General features: G+C 58.9%; 17 protein-coding genes and 3 tRNA genes. 9 read left to right on the forward strand and 11 right to left on the reverse strand.

All coding sequences use genetic code 11. From position 1 onward, the window contains the following. Position 1: 1 nt before the first annotated feature. Both ACOYW2_RS29085 and ACOYW2_RS29090 read right to left on the reverse strand, forming a co-directional pair. On the reverse strand, positions 2-532 hold the full coding sequence (locus ACOYW2_RS29085; RefSeq protein WP_482768869.1) for an insulinase family protein: 531 nt from the start codon (positions 530-532) through the stop codon (positions 2-4). Positions 533-1,205: 673 nt separating this feature from the next. Then, complete coding sequence (locus tag ACOYW2_RS29090) at positions 1,206-1,637, reverse strand: hypothetical protein (protein WP_482414645.1); 432 nt, start codon at positions 1,635-1,637, stop codon at positions 1,206-1,208. 663 nt (positions 1,638-2,300) lie between these two features. Here ACOYW2_RS29090 and ACOYW2_RS29095 point away from each other — a divergent pair. Continuing rightward, a complete protein-coding gene (locus tag ACOYW2_RS29095) occupies positions 2,301-2,795 on the forward strand; it encodes a DUF2062 domain-containing protein (protein WP_482771104.1) in 495 nt (164 codons plus the stop codon). Beyond that, the gene (gene rsmA / locus ACOYW2_RS29100) at positions 2,782-3,654 is read left to right on the forward strand and encodes a 16S rRNA (adenine(1518)-N(6)/adenine(1519)-N(6))-dimethyltransferase RsmA (RefSeq protein WP_482768870.1); all 873 of its coding nucleotides are present in this window, start codon (positions 2,782-2,784) and stop codon (positions 3,652-3,654) included. Before ACOYW2_RS29095 ends, rsmA begins: the two co-directional genes overlap by 14 nt. A 140-nt stretch (positions 3,655-3,794) precedes the next feature. On the opposite strand, the gene ACOYW2_RS29105 is transcribed toward rsmA, so the two are convergent. From ACOYW2_RS29105 to tig, 7 genes are all read right to left on the reverse strand, one after another. Beyond that, positions 3,795-3,872 (reverse strand) — tRNA-Asp (locus tag ACOYW2_RS29105). Between the two features lie 5 nt (positions 3,873-3,877). Continuing rightward, positions 3,878-3,953 (reverse strand) — tRNA-Val (locus ACOYW2_RS29110). 106 nt (positions 3,954-4,059) lie between these two features. Beyond that, positions 4,060-5,799, reverse strand: coding sequence for an endopeptidase La (gene lon / locus ACOYW2_RS29115; RefSeq protein ID WP_482421087.1), 1,740 nt, complete (start codon positions 5,797-5,799; stop codon positions 4,060-4,062). Continuing rightward, positions 5,711-6,457 (reverse strand): LON peptidase substrate-binding domain-containing protein, encoded by a 747-nt coding sequence (locus ACOYW2_RS29120; RefSeq protein ID WP_482421088.1) that lies wholly within the window; start codon positions 6,455-6,457, stop codon positions 5,711-5,713. Before ACOYW2_RS29120 ends, lon begins: the two co-directional genes overlap by 89 nt. Before the next feature lie 262 nt (positions 6,458-6,719). Next, positions 6,720-7,958: an ATP-dependent Clp protease ATP-binding subunit ClpX gene (gene clpX / locus ACOYW2_RS29125; protein WP_482768871.1), complete on the reverse strand. Its 1,239-nt coding sequence runs from the start codon at positions 7,956-7,958 to the stop codon at positions 6,720-6,722. Positions 7,959-7,961: 3 nt separating this feature from the next. Then, positions 7,962-8,576, reverse strand: a complete 615-nt coding sequence (gene clpP, locus ACOYW2_RS29130; protein ID WP_482414649.1) for an ATP-dependent Clp endopeptidase proteolytic subunit ClpP — start codon at positions 8,574-8,576, stop codon at positions 7,962-7,964. Between the two features lie 60 nt (positions 8,577-8,636). After that, on the reverse strand, positions 8,637-9,974 hold the full coding sequence (gene tig / locus ACOYW2_RS29135) for a trigger factor (RefSeq protein ID WP_482414650.1): 1,338 nt from the start codon (positions 9,972-9,974) through the stop codon (positions 8,637-8,639). Between the two features lie 430 nt (positions 9,975-10,404). Here tig and ACOYW2_RS29140 point away from each other — a divergent pair, with 430 nt between their 5' ends. Both ACOYW2_RS29140 and ACOYW2_RS29145 read left to right on the forward strand, forming a co-directional pair. Next, positions 10,405-11,007, forward strand: a complete 603-nt coding sequence (locus ACOYW2_RS29140; RefSeq protein WP_482768872.1) for an N-acetylmuramoyl-L-alanine amidase family protein — start codon at positions 10,405-10,407, stop codon at positions 11,005-11,007. Between the two features lie 148 nt (positions 11,008-11,155). Next, a tRNA-Pro gene (locus ACOYW2_RS29145) sits at positions 11,156-11,232 on the forward strand. Positions 11,233-11,307: 75 nt separating this feature from the next. Here ACOYW2_RS29145 and ACOYW2_RS29150 read toward each other — a convergent pair. After that, complete coding sequence (locus ACOYW2_RS29150; protein ID WP_180137228.1) at positions 11,308-11,625, reverse strand: STAS domain-containing protein; 318 nt, start codon at positions 11,623-11,625, stop codon at positions 11,308-11,310. A 573-nt stretch (positions 11,626-12,198) separates the two neighbouring features. Between ACOYW2_RS29150 and lnt the strand changes: the two genes are divergently transcribed. The 5 genes from lnt (at position 12,199) to ACOYW2_RS29175 (ending at position 17,483) form a co-directional block, all read left to right on the forward strand. Continuing rightward, a complete protein-coding gene (gene lnt / locus ACOYW2_RS29155) occupies positions 12,199-13,806 on the forward strand; it encodes an apolipoprotein N-acyltransferase (protein WP_482768873.1) in 1,608 nt (535 codons plus the stop codon). Between the two features lie 192 nt (positions 13,807-13,998). Continuing rightward, a protein-coding gene (gene prfB / locus ACOYW2_RS29160) for a peptide chain release factor 2 (RefSeq protein ID WP_482768874.1) occupies positions 13,999-15,094 on the forward strand; the annotation gives its coding sequence in 2 pieces (ribosomal slippage) (positions 13,999-14,055 and positions 14,057-15,094; 1,095 coding nt in all). Further along, entirely contained in the window at positions 15,091-15,639 is a 549-nt protein-coding gene (locus ACOYW2_RS29165; RefSeq protein ID WP_482414654.1) for an HD domain-containing protein, read from the forward strand. Before prfB ends, ACOYW2_RS29165 begins: the two co-directional genes overlap by 4 nt. Before the next feature lie 88 nt (positions 15,640-15,727). Next, positions 15,728-16,687 carry a thiamine-phosphate kinase gene (gene thiL, locus ACOYW2_RS29170; protein WP_482768875.1) on the forward strand — a complete coding sequence of 320 codons (960 nt, stop codon included), beginning with the start codon at positions 15,728-15,730 and terminating at the stop codon, positions 16,685-16,687. A 16-nt stretch (positions 16,688-16,703) separates the two neighbouring features. Beyond that, entirely contained in the window at positions 16,704-17,483 is a 780-nt protein-coding gene (locus tag ACOYW2_RS29175) for a TatD family hydrolase (RefSeq protein WP_482768876.1), read from the forward strand. 366 nt (positions 17,484-17,849) lie between these two features. Here the strand turns inward: ACOYW2_RS29175 and ACOYW2_RS29180 are convergent, their stop codons facing one another. Then, on the reverse strand, positions 17,850-19,394 hold the full coding sequence (locus tag ACOYW2_RS29180) for an amidohydrolase family protein (protein ID WP_482768877.1): 1,545 nt from the start codon (positions 19,392-19,394) through the stop codon (positions 17,850-17,852). Positions 19,395-19,420: the final 26 nt, after the last annotated feature.

Consider the following 19,420-nt stretch of genomic DNA (forward strand, 5'->3'; position numbering starts at 1 on the left):
TTCATCTCGTTGTAGACCACCCCTTGAAGGATATGTTCATCTCCTCTTTGCCGGCTTCGAACTCGAGGCGGTGGCCTTCCTGCTTGAAGCTCAACTCATCGATGCGGGGAAAGAAGGCGGCGTCCAGGTAGACATCCATGAGGTTGTAGAAGTCCTTCCGGTTCTGGCTGGCAAAGGGGTACATGGTCCAGTCCGACGCGGTGAAGGCGTTCATGAAGGTGTTGAGGCTCCGCTTGATCATGGAGAAAAAGGGGTCTCGTACCGGGTAGCGCTCTGAGCCGCAAAGGGCGGTGTGCTCCAGGATATGGGCCACCCCCGTGGAGTCTTTGGGCACGGTTTTGAAAGCCACGGAAAAGGTGTTTTCCCGGTCTTCTGCGCTGATGTGGATGTGGGACGCCCCGCTGGCATCGTGCTTCAGCTCGTAATAATAGGCATGGATGTCGGGGATGGGGCACGCCTTGACGCGCAGGCCAGTGGCGGAAGGGGCTGCCCTGTCTGGATGGGGGGTGTTGCAGGGGTCGTTGTGTGTCATGGTCTGGTTCATCCCAAAATCTATGGTTCTGCGCACGCCGGGTTGCATGCAGGACAAGGCCACCAAAGACGATTCACCGTGCTCGGCTCGGGGCCGGGTGATGTGTTGTGGGCGCCTCGGGCCCCTAACGTGACAATCCGGTCGGGCGCGTGAAGGTGCGCTGCGATTCTATAAGATGGGCATCCCAAGCCCGTTTGTCGAGGGCTGGGCCAAAGAGTTCGTGTTTTCTTCGGATGAAACAGTGGGGAAGGAAAGGGGGTTGTCCTCCCTGACAGGTTGTGGACAACACACCGGCCGCCAGGGCGCAAAGGGAGTGCATCGCCTGTGCGCGACGGCGTAAGGGCCTTGGAATCACCCGTTTGCTATGCAAAGGGGCACGAATACGTGCCTGGCGTAAATCCAGGGGCCCGGGATATCCACAACCTGTAAGGGAGAACGATCCTGAATCGGGCAAGAGCAAATGAAATGGATGTGGGACCCGGAAACGCGGGTTCGTACAGGCGCACCCGGATTTCAACCCGACGATGTCTGGTGACAGCGGGTGAGGGGTGTCGGCACGGATGAGTATGCCGAAGTGCACGGGCCGTTTCCATGTCCCTGAAGCGTGTATACCGGGCGTCACTTGGAAGAAGGACGTCAGAGGGCAGGTGCCCGGTATGAAGCTTCCGGCTCTTTAGGCGGCGATATACACGCCACGGGTCTTGCGCTTGATGCGGCCGATTTTGTTCAGGCGGAAAATGATGTTGCGAAGTTTTTTGTCTTCAAAACCGGTTTTTGCCTGAATTTTAGCGAAGTCGGCTCCGTTGCGTGAGCTCTTAATGACCTTGAGCACTGTGCCGGAGGCAGTCATTTCGGAGCGGTCGCCTTTTTCTTTTCCGGCGCTGGCGACGTAGCCACGGCCTGAGGTCTGGCGAATCAGTTTTTCAAGACGATCAATCTGAGCAGAAAGCTTTTCGATGTCCTGACGGGACGGGATATCGTAGCTTTTGATGATGGTCTTGAAAAGGGAGTCAATGCTCACCGGCTTGGTACGTACGCGACGACGGGTGGCCGGGGTTTCGGGTGCTTGCTCTTCCTGAACGGGGTTGGGGGTCTCTGCAGACATATGTCCTCCTTGTGCTGTTTTGTTTCTTATTATTTGGGTTTATATACAACCAGAAGGATGTCTGAATACCACACGACCGATCTGCACACCCCTGCACGCGCATTTCCCCCCTCTCGTCAGCACGCACGCTCAGGAGCTCCATGACAAACATGGTTTATGCTTGTAGGCAAAACAGAAATCGATCAAGAGACATCCTCTAGTAAGGATTACCCGTTAGATAACTTAATTGTTTATGAGAGTCAAGCAATCTTCAAAGGAAAAAACGGACCTTTTAGTAAAAATCATGAAAACGTGGGGACGTCACGGCGGAAAAAGCACAAATCGTGTTGAAAGGGTATGCGTTTCATGGTATTTTCAAATCGCCGAAAATAAAATGGATTGGTGGATCGGCCCATGAAAATTTCGGTGCCGTTTCAGCCCTTTCCATACCCTGCGACAGTCACTGTAACGAAAACGTCCACCCGGGAAAAAAATTAGGTCGTTGTTACAGTTTTTGTTTATGTGACGTTGTTTTCTAAGGCTTTGCTTTTTTAGGGATTTGAACAATGATTCTTATCTGGACAGAAATCCTTATGTCTAATGACATAAGTATTGGAACAAAATAAAAAAAACAATTTTCGTTTTTCTTTCTAAAAAATTAGAGGTTGGGGCTATCCTCACTATATTGCCATGGGAATGGCAATCGGCGTGTTTGTGGGTGTAACTCCCACCATTCCTTTTCATACGGCTTTAGCAATCGTCCTGGCCTTTGTTCTCCATGGCAGTAAGCCGGCGGCAGCAATAGGGGTCTGGATTGCCAATCCGTTGACGATCCCCCTGTTTTATTACAGCAGTTACAAGGTCGGTGTGGGGCTGTTCGGCGGGAACCGCGGGGATGGACCGAATATCGACCTGATGATTCGGGTGATGGAAAGCGGGATCCCTCTGGCAGAAAAACTGGAACGGATCAAAGGCTTTCTTGCTCACCATTTCGGGCTGGCGTGCATGATGCTTGCGGGAAGTATTGTGTTGGCTGTTATTCCTACCATTGTAACCTATTTTTTAACGCGAAAGATGATTGCGGGCACATACACGAGTGTAAAAGTGATCAGTAAATCAAGATACAAGAATGATGGAAATCGCCAATGCGGCGAGGAGAGTGACGATGACATCGCCTAGAATTACCCTGGCTGCGTGGGATATGCATGCGAAAAAGAAGTTTGGGCAGAATTTTTTGAACGACCCCTCGGTGCCGGAGCTTATCGCCGAGCGCGCGGGCATCGCGCCCGAGGACCTTGTGGTGGAGATCGGCCCGGGCCTGGGGGCCTTGACCGTGCCCCTTGCAAAGCGGGCTGCCCGCGTATGTGCCATTGAAAAAGACAGCCAGATCCTGCCTGTTCTTCGCTCCGAGCTTCTTGCTTCGGGCACCGAGAACGTGGAGATATTGAATGAAGACATTCTGAACGTCAGCCTGACGGAGATCGCCGAGGCCCACGGGGGGCCCATTATTGTGGCGGGAAACCTCCCGTACAATATCTCGTCCCAGATTCTCGTGCAGATGATTCGTGAGCGTCGCTGGGTGAAAAAGGCCCTTTTCATGTTCCAGAAGGAGTTGGCCGAGCGCATCACGGCCCCTGAGGGAACTCGGAATTTTGGCCGTATGGCGGCCATGCTGGGCTATTGTGCGCGGATTCGGACCCTGGTGCGGGTGGATGCCTCCAAGTTCTTTCCCCGGCCCAAGGTGGACTCTGAGGTGATCGAGGTGACCTTCCTTGCCGATCCGCCCCACGTGGCCACGGACGAGGCGTTATTGTTTGCCGTGATCAAGGCGGCTTTCGGGAAACGTCGCAAGAACCTTCGCAACGCTCTGTCCAATAGTGAGCTGCCCCTGAGTCCGGTACAGGCCGAGGAGGTGCTGGGCGCTGCGGGGATCGCAGTGAACCGAAGGGCCGAGTCCCTGACGGTGGCCGAGTTCGTCGGGCTGGCCAATGCCCTGGCCGATTTCCTTGCGGCATCGCCCGGGGCGTCCGGCGACTAACGAACGCGGAAGCGACCGTACTTTAAAGGCTCCGGGGCATGGCTTCGGGGCCTTTTTTTTGTAAGGGGGATGAAAAAGGCATTTTCAGGGCATAAAAAAAGGGTTCCTTTTTAAAAAAGGAACCCTTGTTCTTTTTATGGTGGCGGGAGTGACGAGACTCGAACTCGCGGCCTCCAGCGTGACAGGCTGGCGTTCTAACCAAACTGAACTACACCCCCGCAGGTGGTGGGCGATGCAGGGCTCGAACCTGCGACTTCAACCTTGTAAGGGTCGCACTCTACCAACTGAGTTAATCGCCCGTTGCCGTGAAGGCTTTCGCCCTCAGGAACGAAGCCTTTTTAGCAATATTCATCGGGTCACGTCAAGGGAATAAAGTGACCCGGTGTTATTTTTTTTTGCCTCGGATCAGGCCAGCTCCGGGCTGGTGAAAAGGCTGGTTCCTTCAGGCGTGATAAGGGCTTCGTTTAACACGTCATCCAGATGGTCGGCCGGAACCACCTCCATTTGCTTGAGGATGGAGGCCGGAATCTCTTCCAGGTCCTTTTCGTTCTCTTTGGGGATGATCACCTTTTTCAGGCCCCCACGATGGGCGGCAAGGATCTTCTCCTTGAGGCCGCCGATGGGCAGGACCCGTCCCCTGAGGGTGATCTCGCCTGTCATGGCCACATCTTTGTCCACGGGGTATTTGGTAAAGGCGGAGACAAGGGCCGTGCACATGGTGATGCCGGCAGAGGGGCCGTCTTTGGGGATGGCTCCTTCGGGTACGTGGATGTGGATGTCCACCTTGCTGTAGAAATCGTCGTCGAGCTTCAGGGCTGCGGATTTGGATCGCACGTAGCTTACCGCGGCCCGTGCCGACTCTTTCATGACGTCCCCGAGTTTGCCCGTGACCGTGAGGTTGCCTTTGCCGGGCATCAGGGCTGTCTCGATGCAGAGGAGCTCGCCCCCTACCTGGGTCCAGGCCAGGCCCGTGACAATGCCGATCTGGTCCTTCTCTTCTCCCTGGCCGTAGCGGAAGCGGATGGGGCCGAGGTGCTTTTCCACCTTCTTCGGCACGATCTTCACCGGCTTTTTCGCTTTCTTCTTGACCACCTCCAGGGCGCTTTTCCTGCAGACGCCGGAGATCTCCCGTTCCAGGTTACGAACCCCTGCCTCCCGGGTGTAGTTGCGGATGATGTCGAACACCGCCTGGCGGGTAAAGTCGATCTCATCCACTTTCAGGCCGTTCATTTTGGTCTGTTTGGGGATGAGGTGGTCCTTGGCGATCATGTATTTTTCCTGCTCGGTGTAGCCGGGGATACGGATCACCTCCATCCTGTCCTGCAGGGGCAGGGGGATGTCCGAGAGGGTGTTGGCCGTGGTGATGAACAGGATGTCCGACAAATCGTAGTCCACATCAAGGAAGTGGTCGTTGAAGGTGTTGTTCTGCTCGGGATCCAGTACCTCCAGAAGGGCGGACGAGGGGTCGCCCCGGAAGTCGGTGCTCATCTTGTCCACCTCGTCGAGGCAGAAGACCGGGTTGTTGACTCCGGCTTTTTTCAGGTTCTGGATGATTTTACCGGGCATGGCGCCCACGTAAGTGCGGCGGTGTCCCCGGATTTCCGCTTCGTCGCGCACGCCCCCTAAGGAGATGCGGATAAAGCGCCTGCCCGTGGCCCGGGCAACAGAGCGTGCCAGGGAGGTCTTGCCCACACCCGGAGGGCCCACCAGGCAGAGGATGGGGCCCCGCACCTTGTTGACCAGGGATTGCACGGCCAGGTACTCCAGGATGCGCTCCTTGGGCTTTTCCAGGCCAAAGTGGTCCTTGTTGAGGATGGCCTCGGCTTCGGTGAGATCGCTCTTGGTCTTGCTGCGGTTGTACCAGGGCAGGTCCAGCATCCAGTCGATGTAGTTTCGTACCACGCTGGCTTCGGCGCTCATGGGCGACATCATCTTGAGCTTTTTGAATTCCTGCTTCACCTTGAAGGCCGCCTCCTTGGAGAGGCGCTTGCCCTTGATGCGCTGCTCAAGCTCCTGGAGTTCGTCGTCGGCGCTGTCGTCGGCACCCATCTCCTTTTTAATGGCCCGCATCTGTTCGGTGAGGTAGTAGTTTTTCTGGGTCTGCTCGATCTGGTTTTTCACCCGACCGCGAATTTTCTGACCCATTTCGAAGATTTCGCCTTCTCGGGGGGCGCTTGATGAGCCCCAGAAGGATGTCCATGCGCTTGCCGATGTCCACCGCTTCCAGAAGGGTCTGCTTGTCGGCGACCTTGAAGGGCAGGTGGGAGGCGACGGTGTCGGCCAGCTTTCCTGATTCTTCGATGGCGGCAACTTTTCCGATGAGCTCTTTGGAGATGCTCTTGTTGAGCTTGGTGTACTCTTCAAAGGCATCGATGACGGCCCGGGACAGGGCTTCGCCTTCGGCTTCGGTCACCGGGGTTTCCGGCATGGGCTCGGCATCCACGGACAGGAATTCCTCGCCGGGGATAAACGAGACGATGCGGCCTCGGGCCTTGCCTTCCACCAGGGCCTTGACCGTGCCGTCGGGCAGTTTGAGAAGCTGAAGGATGGTGCCCACGGTTCCGACACTGCTGATGTCCTGCTCTTCGGGGTTGTCCACTCCGGCGATGCGCTGGGTCGACAGGAAAATGGTTTTGTTTTTTCCCATGGCCTCAGCCAGTGCGTTGACGGACTTGGTCCGTCCCACAAACAGGGGCACCACCATTCCGGGGAAAACCACGATGTCCCGCAGGGGAAGAATCGGAAGCGTCACACGGCTGGAACTGGAATCATCGTTTTTAAATATCTTCGGTATATTGATCATCGGAGCTTCTTCACCATCATCTGATAAGGTAGTTGGTCGAGGAGGAAGGGTCAGCGGCCTGAAGGGCACGTTCAAAGGATGGTCCCACAGGGGATCGCCGATCAAACCGGGGCCCTTTCCGCACCGCTAAGGGGCGGAAAGGGCGTTCAACCGGATTGTGCCGGCCAGAGGGCCAGGGGAACAGTCACCCGCGGGGGTCTGAAGGACGGGGCCGGTCCTGCGCCGGTACGTCAGGTGGTTCCGCGGAGGGGTTCCGTGTTCCTCAAGCCTGCTGCTGAGGTGTTTCGTAGAGAATGATGATTTTTTCGAGGATCACATCTTCATTGATCACGCACTCGCTGATGTTTTCCAGGGAAGGGATTTCGTACATGATATCAAGCATGGATCGCTCGAGGATGGCCCGAAGGCCGCGGGCACCGGACTTACGTTCCACCGCCTCGTGGGCGATGGCCTTCACCGCGTCGTCGGTGAACCGGAGCTTCACGTCTTCGAACTCGAAGAGCTTCTGGAACTGCTTGATCAGTGCGTTCTTGGGTTCCGTCAGGATCTTGATCAGTGAGTTTTCGCCCAGCTCGTTCAGGGTGGCGATGACGGGAAGGCGTCCGAGAAATTCGGGGATGAGCCCGAACTTGATGAGGTCTTCCGGTCGAACCATCGTGAGGAGTTCACCCAGGCTCTTGTCTTGTCGGCTGGTGACGGTGGCCCCGAAGCCCAGCGCTTTTTCGCCGGTTCGCCTCTGGACCAGTTTCTCCAGGCCGGTAAAGGTACCGCCGCAGATAAACAGGATGTTGTTGGTGTTGATCTTGACAAAGTCCTGCTGCGGGTGCTTACGGCCCCCTTTGGGGGGGACGCTGGCCGTTGTTCCCTCGATGATCTTGAGGAGAGCCTGCTGCACCCCTTCACCGGAGACATCCCGGGTGATGGAAGGGTTGTCGGAACGCTGGGCGATTTTGTCGATCTCATCGATGTAGACAATGCCGCGTTCGGCCCGTTCCACGTCGTAATCCGCATTCTGGAGCAGGGAGAGGATGATGTTCTCCACGTCTTCGCCCACGTAGCCTGCCTCGGTGAGGCTGGTGGCGTCGGCAATGGTGAAGGGCACATCCAGGAAGCGCGCCAGGGTCTGAGCCAGCAGGGTTTTCCCCGATCCGGTGGGCCCGATGAGCAGGATGTTGCTTTTTTGAAGTTCCACCTCCGACGAGCTCATGGCCGAGTCCAGTCGCTTGTAGTGGTTCCGGACGGCTACGGAGAGGACTTTCTTGGCCCGATCCTGCTCGATGACATACTCATCGAGTCGCTCTTTGATCTCCTTGGGGGTCAAGAGCACTTCGGGGCTCTGGGGCTCCTTGATGCCTTCATCCTCAATGATCTCGCTGCAGAGCTGGATGCATTCGTCGCAGATATACACTGCGGGACCGGCGATGAGCTTCTTGACTTCTTTCTGGTTTTTACCGCAGAACGAGCAGAAAAGCTTATCATTTCCGTCCGACTGTTTTGTCATGGATTACTCCTCCGATTTTACAAGGTTCGCCAGATCTTCCCTGTTCTTGACGACATGATCGATGAGGCCGTACTCCTTGGCTTCCAGGCCGGACATGAAGAAATCCCTGTCGGTATCCGCCTGAACTTTGTCGTAGGGCTGCCCTGTGTGGGTTACCAGGATGTTGTTGAGTTCTTCGCGCATGCGGAGAATCTCCCGGGCGTGGATTTCGATATCCGCCGCCTGGCCCTGGGCTCCACCCAATGGCTGGTGAATCATGATACGGGAGTTGGGAAGGCTGTATCGTTTTTTCTCGGCCCCTGCGCACAGGAGCAGGGCCCCCATGCTGGCGGCCTGTCCGATACAGACGGTAGCAACCTCCGGTTTGATGTATTGCATGGTGTCGTAAATAGCCATACCGGCTGTTACGGACCCCCCCGGGGAGTTGACGTACAGGTAGATGTCTTTGTCAGGATCTTCCGATTCCAGGAAGAGTAGCTGCGCCACCAGCAGGTTGGCGACTTCATCGTTGATGGCGGTGCCTAAAATAACGATCCGGTCTTTGAGAAGTCGTGAATAGATGTCGTACGACCTTTCACCTCTGCTTGTCTGCTCAACTACCATGGGGATAAGTGGCACGAGTGTCTCCTCCTTGGTGAAAGGCTGCCCCAAAGGGCAGCCCTTGGTTTTAATTCGGCGTTACGCTTCGTCCGCTTCCGCGGCGTCTGCGTCTTCGAGCGTTGGTTCCACTTCGTCAACGTCGCTAATCTCAATAATAAGACGCACTGCCTTTTTTTCAAGCAGGGTAAGCTTCAAAACATCGATTTTGTCGGGGTTGGCCTGGTAAAAAGCGTGGATGGCGTCCACGGGCTGGCCCACCATGGCGGCCATATCGGCGTAACCTGCTTCGAGTTCTTCGTCGGTGAGTTCCATCTCTTCCTGCTGGACGATGGCGGCCAGGAGGAGGTGACGGCGAACCTGCTTGTCGGCCAGCTCACGGTACTGATCACGGAGCTCTTCGCGGCTCTTGCCAAGCTGCTCGATGCTCATGCCGTTCATCTGGAAGGCGCGCTCGGCCTCGGCCAGAATGGCGTCGAGTTCGTACTCGATCATGATGTCGGGGACGTCAAACTCATGGCGCTCGATGAGGGTGGAGAAGATCTGCTCGTTGAGCTCCTGCTCCATTCTCTTTTCGTAGTTGGCGGTGAGGTTTTTAACGATCTCTTCCTTGAGGGCGTCAATGGAGTCGAAGGGACCCATGGTCTTGGCGAATTCGTCGGTGAGCTCGGGGAGCACCTCTTCCAGGATCTGGTTGAGCTTCACCTTGAAGGTGAGGGTGTTGCCCGCCAGGTTGGAGTTGACGTAGGTGTCGGCGTAGGTGATCTCGAACTCTTTTTCGTCCCCGGCGTTCATGCCCACGAGCTGCTCATCGAACTGGTTGCTCATGGCCGCAGCGCCGATCTTCATCTGCTGGTTTTCCACGAGGGGGGTGTTCTCGAAGGACTCGCCGTCCTTGAAACCCTCGTAGGTCAGCACGGCGTAGTCGCCGTCGGCTGCGGGGCGTGCCTCGGCGATGGGCTCGCGCTTGGCGCCGTTGCGGCGAAGCATCTGGAGCTGGGCGTCGAGCTCTTCGTCGGTGGCCTTGTAAAGGGTCTTGGTGATTTTCATCTCTTTGAAGTTGATCTCGCCGAGTTCGGGGCGGAGTTCAACGGAGGCGGTGAATTTGAAATCAGCCGCAGGATCCAGCTCGGGGGCTTCCACCAGCTCGGGCTGGCCGATGATGCTGTACTCTTTGTCACGGATCGCTTCCATGAGAGCGGACTGGATCAGTTTGGAGACGACGTCGCCGTGGACATCATTTTTATACATGCGCTCCAGAACGGAACGGGGGGCCTTGCCGGGGCGAAAGCCTTTGACCTTGGCTGTTTTCTTCAGCTGGTTGTATGCGGCATCCAGTTCGCCAACAACGGTTTCATTCGGCACTTCGATATGCAGGGTCTTCTTGACGCTGCTGACGTCTTCTACAGTAAAATTCATTGTGATCCTTTCCACTTCGGCACCCTTTCGGCCTGCCTGGAACCAGGCGGTCGACATGCGCCTTGATTGCTGCTGACGTTACCCCACCCTTTGGTCGGCAAAAGGTGAATACCCGTAAGGGCCGCGCGAGGGTGCAGCCCTGTTTCATAATGTCATCATCTTCCGGTGCCTGCCGGGTTTCGGCATGGGGCTCGGGGGATGTTTTTTCCTGTTCAAATGCCGCTTTATCTTTTATAGTTTTCAGCGGCGTTGAACGCCTGAAAGGGCCTTGGAATCAAGATTTTGGGCGATTCTCGGGGGCCCTGGGTTAAAATCGGCGAAATTGACAATAAATTTTTCGGGCAATGTCAAATACTATTGGTGAAGGGCGTGATGAGAAGGGGCTTCGGGTTTCATCCTCCCCGCGCAGCGCCGCCGAAGGGGTGAAGGAATGCTCAAAAGTGGAAGGGGGCCGAAGGCCGTGGCCTTGGTTTCCGCCTGTGTCATGGTTCTGCTGTTTGCGGCAGCAGGTTATGGGGGGGAGAGGCCCGTGGTGGTCCTGGATCCCGGGCACGGCGGCGACGATGTCGGTGTGACCGGTTCCTACGGGTCCCGAGAGAAAGATGTGGCCCTGGCCCTGGCCCTCGAACTGAGGCGGCAGCTGGGACTCTCCTGTGATGTGCGCCTGACGCGGGAGTCGGACCGCGAGATGTCCGTCATGCGTCGGGTCGAACTTGCCAACAGCTTCCACGGTGACCTCTTGATTTCATTGCACGCAGGTGGGGGGCTCTCCCGTGATGCCAACCGCATCGCCCTTTTTGTTCAGCATGAACCCAAGGGCCGTGCGACAGATTCGGGCCGTGATAACGGATGGGGCGGAGGCCATCGGCCCCATATTCCGGAGAGCCAGGCACTGGCCACGGTGCTGGAGCGGCCCCTGGCCCTTCTTGACGGGTATGAAGGGGTGGATTACTCGGCGGTCCCCTTGGGAATAGCCAGGGGCGCCGGGATGCCGGTGGTGCTTCTGGAGGTGGGAGCGGCCATGCATCCCTGAAGAGGGGCGGCTCGAAAGTCCCGAGCACCTCCGGCGGGTGGCAGCCGCCGTGGCTGCCGGGATCGATGCTTATCTCCTGCGCTGAGCAGGCGGCGGTATTAGCCCTTGCATGGTCCAGGCAACTGTGTTAGTTTCCCTGTCGTTTAATCGGGGCGTAGCGCAGCCTGGTAGCGCGCCTGCTTTGGGAGCAGGATGTCGCAGGTTCGAATCCTGCCGCCCCGACCAGATTTCTTGAAACCACCCCTTGAAAAGAGGGGTGGTTTTTTTATGGCCGAAATGAAGGCCGCCCCTGCCTTCGCCTCAGGGCGAATCCCCCGCCTTTTCAATGGTAAAGTGGCGATCCAGGCGCATGGTCGTGAAGAGCCCGTAGATGTCTTCGGCAATGTTGATCACCTTCAGGGTGGCGCCGTGCTGGTCCAGGGTGTTGTGGGTGGCGATAATGACCCCGATCCCCACGGAGTCCACCATCTCAACCCCATGCAGGTCGATGGTCAGTTCCTCCAGCTCTTCGGCAATCTCACCGTTTAATTCCGATCGAAACTCGCCGGCCATGGAGGCGACAATATCTCGTCCTGGGCGAATGGTCACGCGACGGTCATCTCGAATGATTTCACTCATGTTCCACCTTTTCGTCGTTAAAATAAGGATGGGGTTGTGGCGTCATTATGGTTGTTCGGGTTGTGGGCCGGGCATGCCCCGGCCTCTTGTCCGGCAATCCTGGCGGTGCTGCGCATGCCGCGTCACCTGTCGAAGGGGTGGGCTCGGGAAAGAGGGATGTCAGCGTGAAATGGCGGGGCTGTCTGGCCCGTTGGTCGACGTATCGGTTCCGCTGAGGGTAACGGTTTCACGGTTTATGATTCCTGGGGATTGGGACAGTGCCCTTACGGTGTGAGGCGTTTGTCAGGAATTAAGGCCGCAGCCTCCTCATCAAGGGTGCATATATGGCTATTTTTACCACACCGGTTGGGAAATCACAAATAAAAATATGGGCCCAACCGCTTGTCCTTATGAGGAATTCGTGGGCTGGCGCGGGCCGCAAGCCGTCGCAAAATCCATTGACACCCTGCCCGCGGCTGGTCAATAGTTGGCAGCTGAGGGCCGTTGGCAGGTCCGACCCCATGGAAACCGCAAGCACTGAATTCAGCCGGAGCCCACGGCTCCGCATCTCATCTCATGCGAGGAGACAAACAGGTGGTATCTTTAAGCGACATCGCCGTATGGCGGGGGGAGTCAAGTTCCCGGATCCGGTCGGAGCTGTTCTGGGCATGTGCCGGGGCCCTTCTTCTGACCTTTGCCTTTCCCGGCCCCGCCCTGGGGCTGCTGGCATGGGGGGCCCTTGTTCCCCTGATCGTGATTTCCCTGACCTCTGAACCCAAGCGCGCCCTGCGGGTGGGGTATCTCACCGGTGTCCTTCATTTTCTGGCCCTGCTGCGCTGGGTGGTGGGGACCATTCATCAATACGGTGGTATTCCCTGGATTGCGGGCATTGCCGCCCTTCTCCTGCTCTGCCTTTACCTTGGCGCCTACGTCGGGGCCTTTGCCTGGTGCCTTGCCCGCTGGCGACGGGGTACGCTTTATTCCCTGGTGCTGGCCCCTGTTCTCTGGGTTGCCCTGGAATACCTCCGCACCAAAGCCCTCACCGGGTTTCCCTGGGGGCTTCTGGGCTACACCCAGCAGGATGCCCTGGCCCTTATTCAGCTGACGGATGTCACCGGAGTGTACGGGCTTTCGTTCCTCGTGGTGCTGGTGAACACGGCCCTGGCCCTGTGCGTGGTGCACGGAATGGGGCGAAACGGCGACGGGCATTTCGGTTCGGCGTGGGGCGCACCCGTGCTGGCGGTGGCGCTGGCCGCTGCCTGTGTGGGCGGGGCCTTTGCCTACGGCACCCATCGCATGGCCGAGGTGGATGAAGCGCAAGGCAAGGCCAAGGCCTTGAAGGTTGCTGTGATTCAGGGAAATATCGATCAGGCGGTCAAGTGGGACGCAGCCTACCAGACCGCAACCATCAAGACCTATCAGACGCTTTCAACGGAAGCCCTGGCCAAAGAGCCCGACGTGGTTGTATGGCCCGAGACAGCCACACCTTTTTATTACCTGAACCCGGTGGACGGGCTCTTGACCCGCGAGGTGAACCGGGGGCTTGCCAAAGGAGATGCGGACTGGATCCTGGGAGCCCCTGCGGCGGAACGCGCAGGGCAGGGGTGGCGCTATTTTAACCGGGCCTATGCCGTCACCTCGGAAGGGGCGGTCATCGGCAGCTACGACAAGGTGCACCTCGTTCCCTTCGGGGAGTATATCCCGTTTCAGAACCTGCTTTTTTTCGTCAAGCGCCTGGTGGCCTCGGCCGGTAATTTCTCTGCCGGGACCAAGGGAGACACCATCAAGGGGCTGGACTGGCACGCCGGGATCCAGATCTGCTTTGAGTCCATCTTCCCGGAGCTCTCCGTGGCGTCGGTGCGGTCTGGAGCGGGGCTTCTCATCAACCTGACCAACGACGCCTGGTTCGGTCGGTCCGGGGCACCTTACCAGCATTTTCAGATGGCCCGTTTCCGGGCGGTGGAGACCCGAAGGGCCCTGGCCCGCAGCGCCAACACCGGCATCAGCGGGTTTGTGGACCCCGTGGGGCGCGTGAGCGGGGCCACGGACCTGTATGAAGAGGCCTGGCGCGTGGCCTCCCTTCCGGTGATGACCCTGACCAGCCTGTATGTGCGCTACGGTGATTTTTTTGCATGGCTTTGTGTTGCCATGGCCCTTGCTTTCGGGCCGGTGGGCGGGGGCATCAGGCGGCGATTTCTGTGAAAGGCCAGGGGCTTTTCCGGGGGGCATGAAAAAACGGTTTCACTGTCTGGGGATCAATGGTAGATAGGGGAGTTGAGGCCGGGTGTGTACCGGCTGGTAACCCATTGCTCTGCCATCGCTGACCCGTCCGGGGGGCGTTGCTGAGGGCGTGGGCAGACGATTTTGACGGCAAGCCCTTTAAGGAGATAAAACATGTCAATTGAGTTGAAACAGGCATTTCGAGAGTTCAGTACTCGCCTGGGACAGCTGGGAGGTTGTCTTTGACCTGCCTGGCAAAGAGTTTCGACTAAAAGAACTTGAAGCCCAGGTGTCCCACAAGGACTTCTGGAACAATCCCGACGCCACCACCGCCGTTCTCAAGGAGCGGTCCTTCCTGACCACCCTTTTAGACAACTGGAACGAGCTTTCAAAGGACATCGAAGACGGTGAACTCCTGCTGGAACTCGCCATGGAAGAGGGCGACAAGGAGACCCTTGAAGAGCGTGATGCCGACGGGATTGATAAGCGACTGAAGAGCCTCTCTGTTGAGATGATGCTCGATGGAAAAGATGACGATCGAAACGCCATCGTTTCCATCAACCCCGGCGCAGGGGGCACCGACTCCCAGGACTGGGCTGAGATGCTGCTGCGCATGTACACCCGCTGGTGTGAGCACAAGGGGTTCAAGGTGACCATGGTGGACTACCAGCCCGGTGACGAAGCCGGGATCAAGGGTGCCACCTTTACGGTGACCGGGACCAACGCCTTTGGCTACCTGAAGGTGGAGAGCGGTGTGCACCGGCTGGTGCGGATCTCTCCCTTCAACGCCAACGGCAAGAGGCAGACCTCCTTTTCGTCGGTTTTCGTCTGTCCCGAAGTGGACAACGAGATCGTCATCGACGTTCAGGAGAAAGACCTGCGCGTGGATGTCTTCCGGGCCAGCGGTGCCGGCGGCCAGCACGTCAACAAGACGAGCAGTGCCGTGCGCATCACCCACATCCCCACGGGGATCGTGGTGCAGTGCCAGCAGGAATCCTCCCAGCATCGGAACCGCGAAATCGCCATGAGCGTGCTGCGTTCCCGCCTCTACCAGGTGGAGATGCAGAAGGTGGAGTCCGAGATGCAGGAGATGCACGACAACAAGGACGAGATCGCCTGGGGCAGCCAGATCCGTTCCTACGTGATGCATCCCTACCAGATGGTGAAAGACCATCGCACCGATGAAGAGAGCGGAAACATCAAGGCCGTCATGGACGGTGCCCTGGATCCCTTCATCGAAGCCGCCCTCATGGCGAGGCGCAAGCGATGAGTGTGGACGTCGACGCCATCTTGAAGGCCCACTACGGCAACGGGTCAGAAGCCCTTGAGGTGCTTTTGACCCACAGCCGCTGCGTGGCCCACAAGGCACTGGCCGTGGCTCAGCGGGTGGCCCACCTGAACCCGGACCTCCGGTTTATCGAGGAGGCCTCCATGCTCCACGACATCGGCATGGTCCGTACCTGGGCGCCGGGCATCGGGTGCCGGGGGGAGGCCCCCTATATCCGTCACGGCGTCATCGGTGCTGAAATGCTCCTGGAGGCGGGGCTTCCCCGTCATGCCCGGGTGTGCGAGCGCCATACCGGGGCCGGGCTCTCGGCCCGGGAGATCATGGACGCTGATCTGCCCCTGCCCCACCGGGACCTCCAGCCCGAAACCCTGGAAGAGAAGATCATCTGCTACGCCGATAAATTTTTTTCCAAAAACCCCGACACCCTGACCGTTGAAAAATCCATGGACAAGGTGCGACGCCTCATGGCCCGGTACGGCGACACCCAGCTTGAGCGATTCGAGGCCATGGCCAGCCTCTTCGGCTGAGTCCGCCGCCCGGCCCCGGGTCCCTCTGGGTTTTGCACGGGCCGTCGCATCCAACCCCATGCGTACCCCACACACAAAGGCGCTTCCGTTGACTTCAGACCCCAAAGAATCCGGAGAATTCGGGCTCATCGACACCCTGGTGACGCGGCGGCCCCACAGGGCAAGCCTTTACCGTCCCTGCCGCGTGGCCGCAGGGGACGATGCCGCCCTTCTGGCCTGGCTTGCCCAGCCTGTGATCACCACCGACACCCAGCGGGAAGGGGTGCACTTCCGTCGCGACTGGCAGACCCCCTTTGAGATCGGCGCCAAGGCCGTTTCCGTCACCTTAAGCGATCTTGCCGCTTCTTTTGCCAGGCCCGTGGCCCTGTTCGTGAACCTGGGGCTTCCACCCACACTCCCCGGGGCCGTGGCCGAGGAACTCTACGACGGCCTGGGTCATGCGCTGGAGCGTTACGGGTGCGACCTGGGCGGAGGCAACACCTCCCGGGCCTCCGAGCTCTCCCTGGATCTTTTTGCCGTGGGTGAGGGCCAGGGGCGCATGCCCCGTCGAACAGACGCCTGCCCCGGAGACCTGGTGTGCGTCACCGGCCCCCTGGGTCTGGCCCGGGCCGGGCTTCGGTGCCTGGAAACCCAGGAAACCCGTTACCCTGAGCTTGTGAAGGCCTTCAAAGAACCCGAAGCCCGATTCGATGCGGCCGAGGTGCTGAGAAAACACCGGGTGCGCTGCGCCATGGATATCAGCGACGGCCTTGCCGGAGACGCCGGGCACCTGGCCCGGGAATCCAAGGTGAGCCTGGTTTTTGATCTGAGGCCGGACATGGCCCACGGCGCCCTTGCCGACTGGTGCGGGGCCACAGGGGAAGACCCTCTTACGTACATGGCCTCCGGGGGAGAAGAGTACGAGTTGCTTTTTGCCTGCAACCCGGATACCCTTGCGGCCATCGAAGCCGACTTACCCGGCGTGATGTGCGTGGGCCGTGTGACGGACCGGTCCGGCTCGCCCCTTTCGGGCCTTCCGGACGATGCATCCTCTTTTGAACACCGATGAGCAAAGCAACAGCGATATGCGTATTATAGACAGTCATTGTCACCTGGATGACAAGAGTTACCAGGATGACTTGAATGAGGTGGTGGCCCGGGCAGAGGCCGCCGACGTGGTCAGGGCCATGGTGGTGGGTGTTTCCGAAGCAAGCTCCCGGCGCTGCGCAGCCCTTGCCGACAATTCCGATTTTTTCTACGCCTCCGTGGGCATCCACCCCCACGACGCCGCCGACACCGACGAGGGCGTCCTGACCCGCCTGGCCGAACTGGCCAAGGGGGATAGGGTCAAGGCCTGGGGTGAGTGCGGCCTGGACTTCAACCGCATGTACTCCCCGAAAGACGTGCAGGAGAAGTGGTTTGTCCGTCAGCTTGAGGTGGCGCAATCCCTTGACCTTCCCCTGATCTTTCACGAACGGGACACCGAGGGCCGGTTCCTGGAGATGCTCTCCGCCCACCGGTTCGACGGCCTGCGCGGCGTGGTCCACTGCTTCAGCGGCTCCACCCAGGAGATGGAGGCCTACCTGGACATGGGACTCCACATCGGCGTTACCGGCATCGTCACCATCCAGAAGCGGGGCGAGCACCTCCGGGAACAGGTCCTTGCCATCCCCCGGGAGCGCCTCCTCGTGGAGACCGACGCTCCCTACCTCACCCCCGCACCCCACAAAAACAAGGTGCGTCGAAACGAGCCCGCCTTTGTCCGCGAGGTGCTCTTCAAGCTGGCTGCTGTTCGCGGCGACGACGTGGAACTCCTTGCCGAGACCGTCTGGAACAACACCACAGCCCTGTTTGATCTTTCGTAAGAAAGAAAAAGCGGCCTCCGGCGGCCAAGGGCTGAGCCCTTGGATCCCTGGTTCGCGAATGCTCCCGGCCTTCGTTCCTCAGGCCATCGCATTCGCTGACGGGCCTTGCCCGTGAACCCAAGGGCACGCAGGTGCTTTTCCTTTGCTATAGAGAACACAAAAAAGCCCTGATGATTCTTGCAGATCATCAGGGCTTTTTGCGTGTTGTCGCGTGAATTCATCAACGTCGCACCCTGGGAGCCAGGGGATCATTTCCTGGCAGCCGGAGGCTGCTCTTTCCACCAACTGTAACCATGGAAGACAGTCCGGCTAAACCACCGGCAATATGCTTTCGAGGTGGCTCACCTCGCCGCCGGAGGCACGGTTTTAGGTTTTTTCGTACACGGTGCCGTTTTTAACGATGAGGGTGAGGTTGTTTAAGGCCGCGAGGTCCTGCAAGGGGTTTTCCGCCATGGTGATGAAGTCGGCGCGTTTGCCCGGTGCGAGGGTGCCGGCCTCGTTTTCCACGCCAAGGATGTGGGCGTTGTTTACGGTGGCACAGGTGAGGGCCTCTGTGTTGGTAAAGCCCAGGCGGGCCATGCACTGGAGTTCGCGCACGATGGCGCCGTGGTAGTTCAGGGGGACCCCTGCGTCGGTGCCGCAGCCGATGCGGATGCCCGCCTCTTTCATGCGCATGAGGTTTTTCTGGCCGTGGGTGAGGATGGGAAAGAAGAGGTGGGGGTTGAAGGTGTACTCGCCCCGTGTGTAGAGCTCGGAAAAGGGGTGTTTTTGCATGGCGTCCAGCATGGCCAGGTTGTTTTCGTGGATGGCGGGCTCCACGTCGTCCTCGGTGACGGCGGTGAGGTAGGCCTCCCGGATGGGGGCTTCCAAAAGGGCCCTGCGGGAGAGGAGGCCTTTGGGAAGGGGCTCGGCAAGATCCAGCAGGGTGTAGAGGTTGGCCAGGATGGTGGTGGGCACCACGGAGACCTTGTTGTCGGCCATGGCCTTGAGGGTTGCTTCGTCCAGGGGGCCGTCCGAGACGGTGTGCTCCAGGGAGTGGATGGGGTAGGCAAGGGCGCGGTCCACGCCGTAGCGGCTCATGGCGTGGCCTGCCACGGGTTTTCCTGCGTCCCGGGCCAGGCGGAAGATGGTGGCGAGTTCAGGGTCGCTGTAGCGGTTGATAAAGGGCTTGCCCGCGATGAGGGAGGTGTTGTCCAGGGTGATCTTGACAAAATCGGCGCTTCGGCAATTGGCCTCAAAGGCTGAGGCCAGCTCCCCCTCTTTGAAGGAGACAGTGGGTGCCCCGGTAAAGAGGCTGCCGAAGGCCGCGACCCAGGAGACATCGGACGGGGAGATGTCGGGGTGGCCCCCGTCCACGTTGAAGATGGCGTTGCAGGTGATCACGTCCGGCCCGGCCAGCTCGCCTTTATCCACCTGGCGGACCAGGGTGCTCAATACCGGTGGCATGGCGCCCATGTCCCGGACGCGGGTGACCCCGGAGCCGAGCTGGTTCTCGAAATTTCTTCTGAGCTGTCGCCAGGTGGCCAGCCCCAGCAAAGGGGAGAAGCTTGCGGCCGAAGGCAGGGTCATGTGGCAGTGGGCGTCCATGAGGCCGGGCAGGAGGTACCCTCCCTGGAGGTCGATGTGCCGGGCATCCAGGCCGGAACAGGGCGTGCCCGGACCGGCCCAGGCAATGTGTCCGGCCTCCACCAGCAGGGACCAGCCGGGGGTGATCCGTCCTTCGGGCAGGGAGAGAAGCTGTCCGTTGGTGAACAGGGTCCTGTGGGGCGTTGGTTCGCCTGGATGGGCAGGGGCGATGGCAGGCGTGTGACCGGCGCATCCGGCTGCCGCCATGGAACCTGCCACTGCGGCAGAGGTTTTTTTTAGAAATTCTCTTCGCGACAAAGGGGGGATGGTGACGGGGGTGTCCATGGCTGCTCCCATGCATGGGGGGGGCA

The organism is Desulfoluna sp. CLI2B (assembly GCF_056847375.1).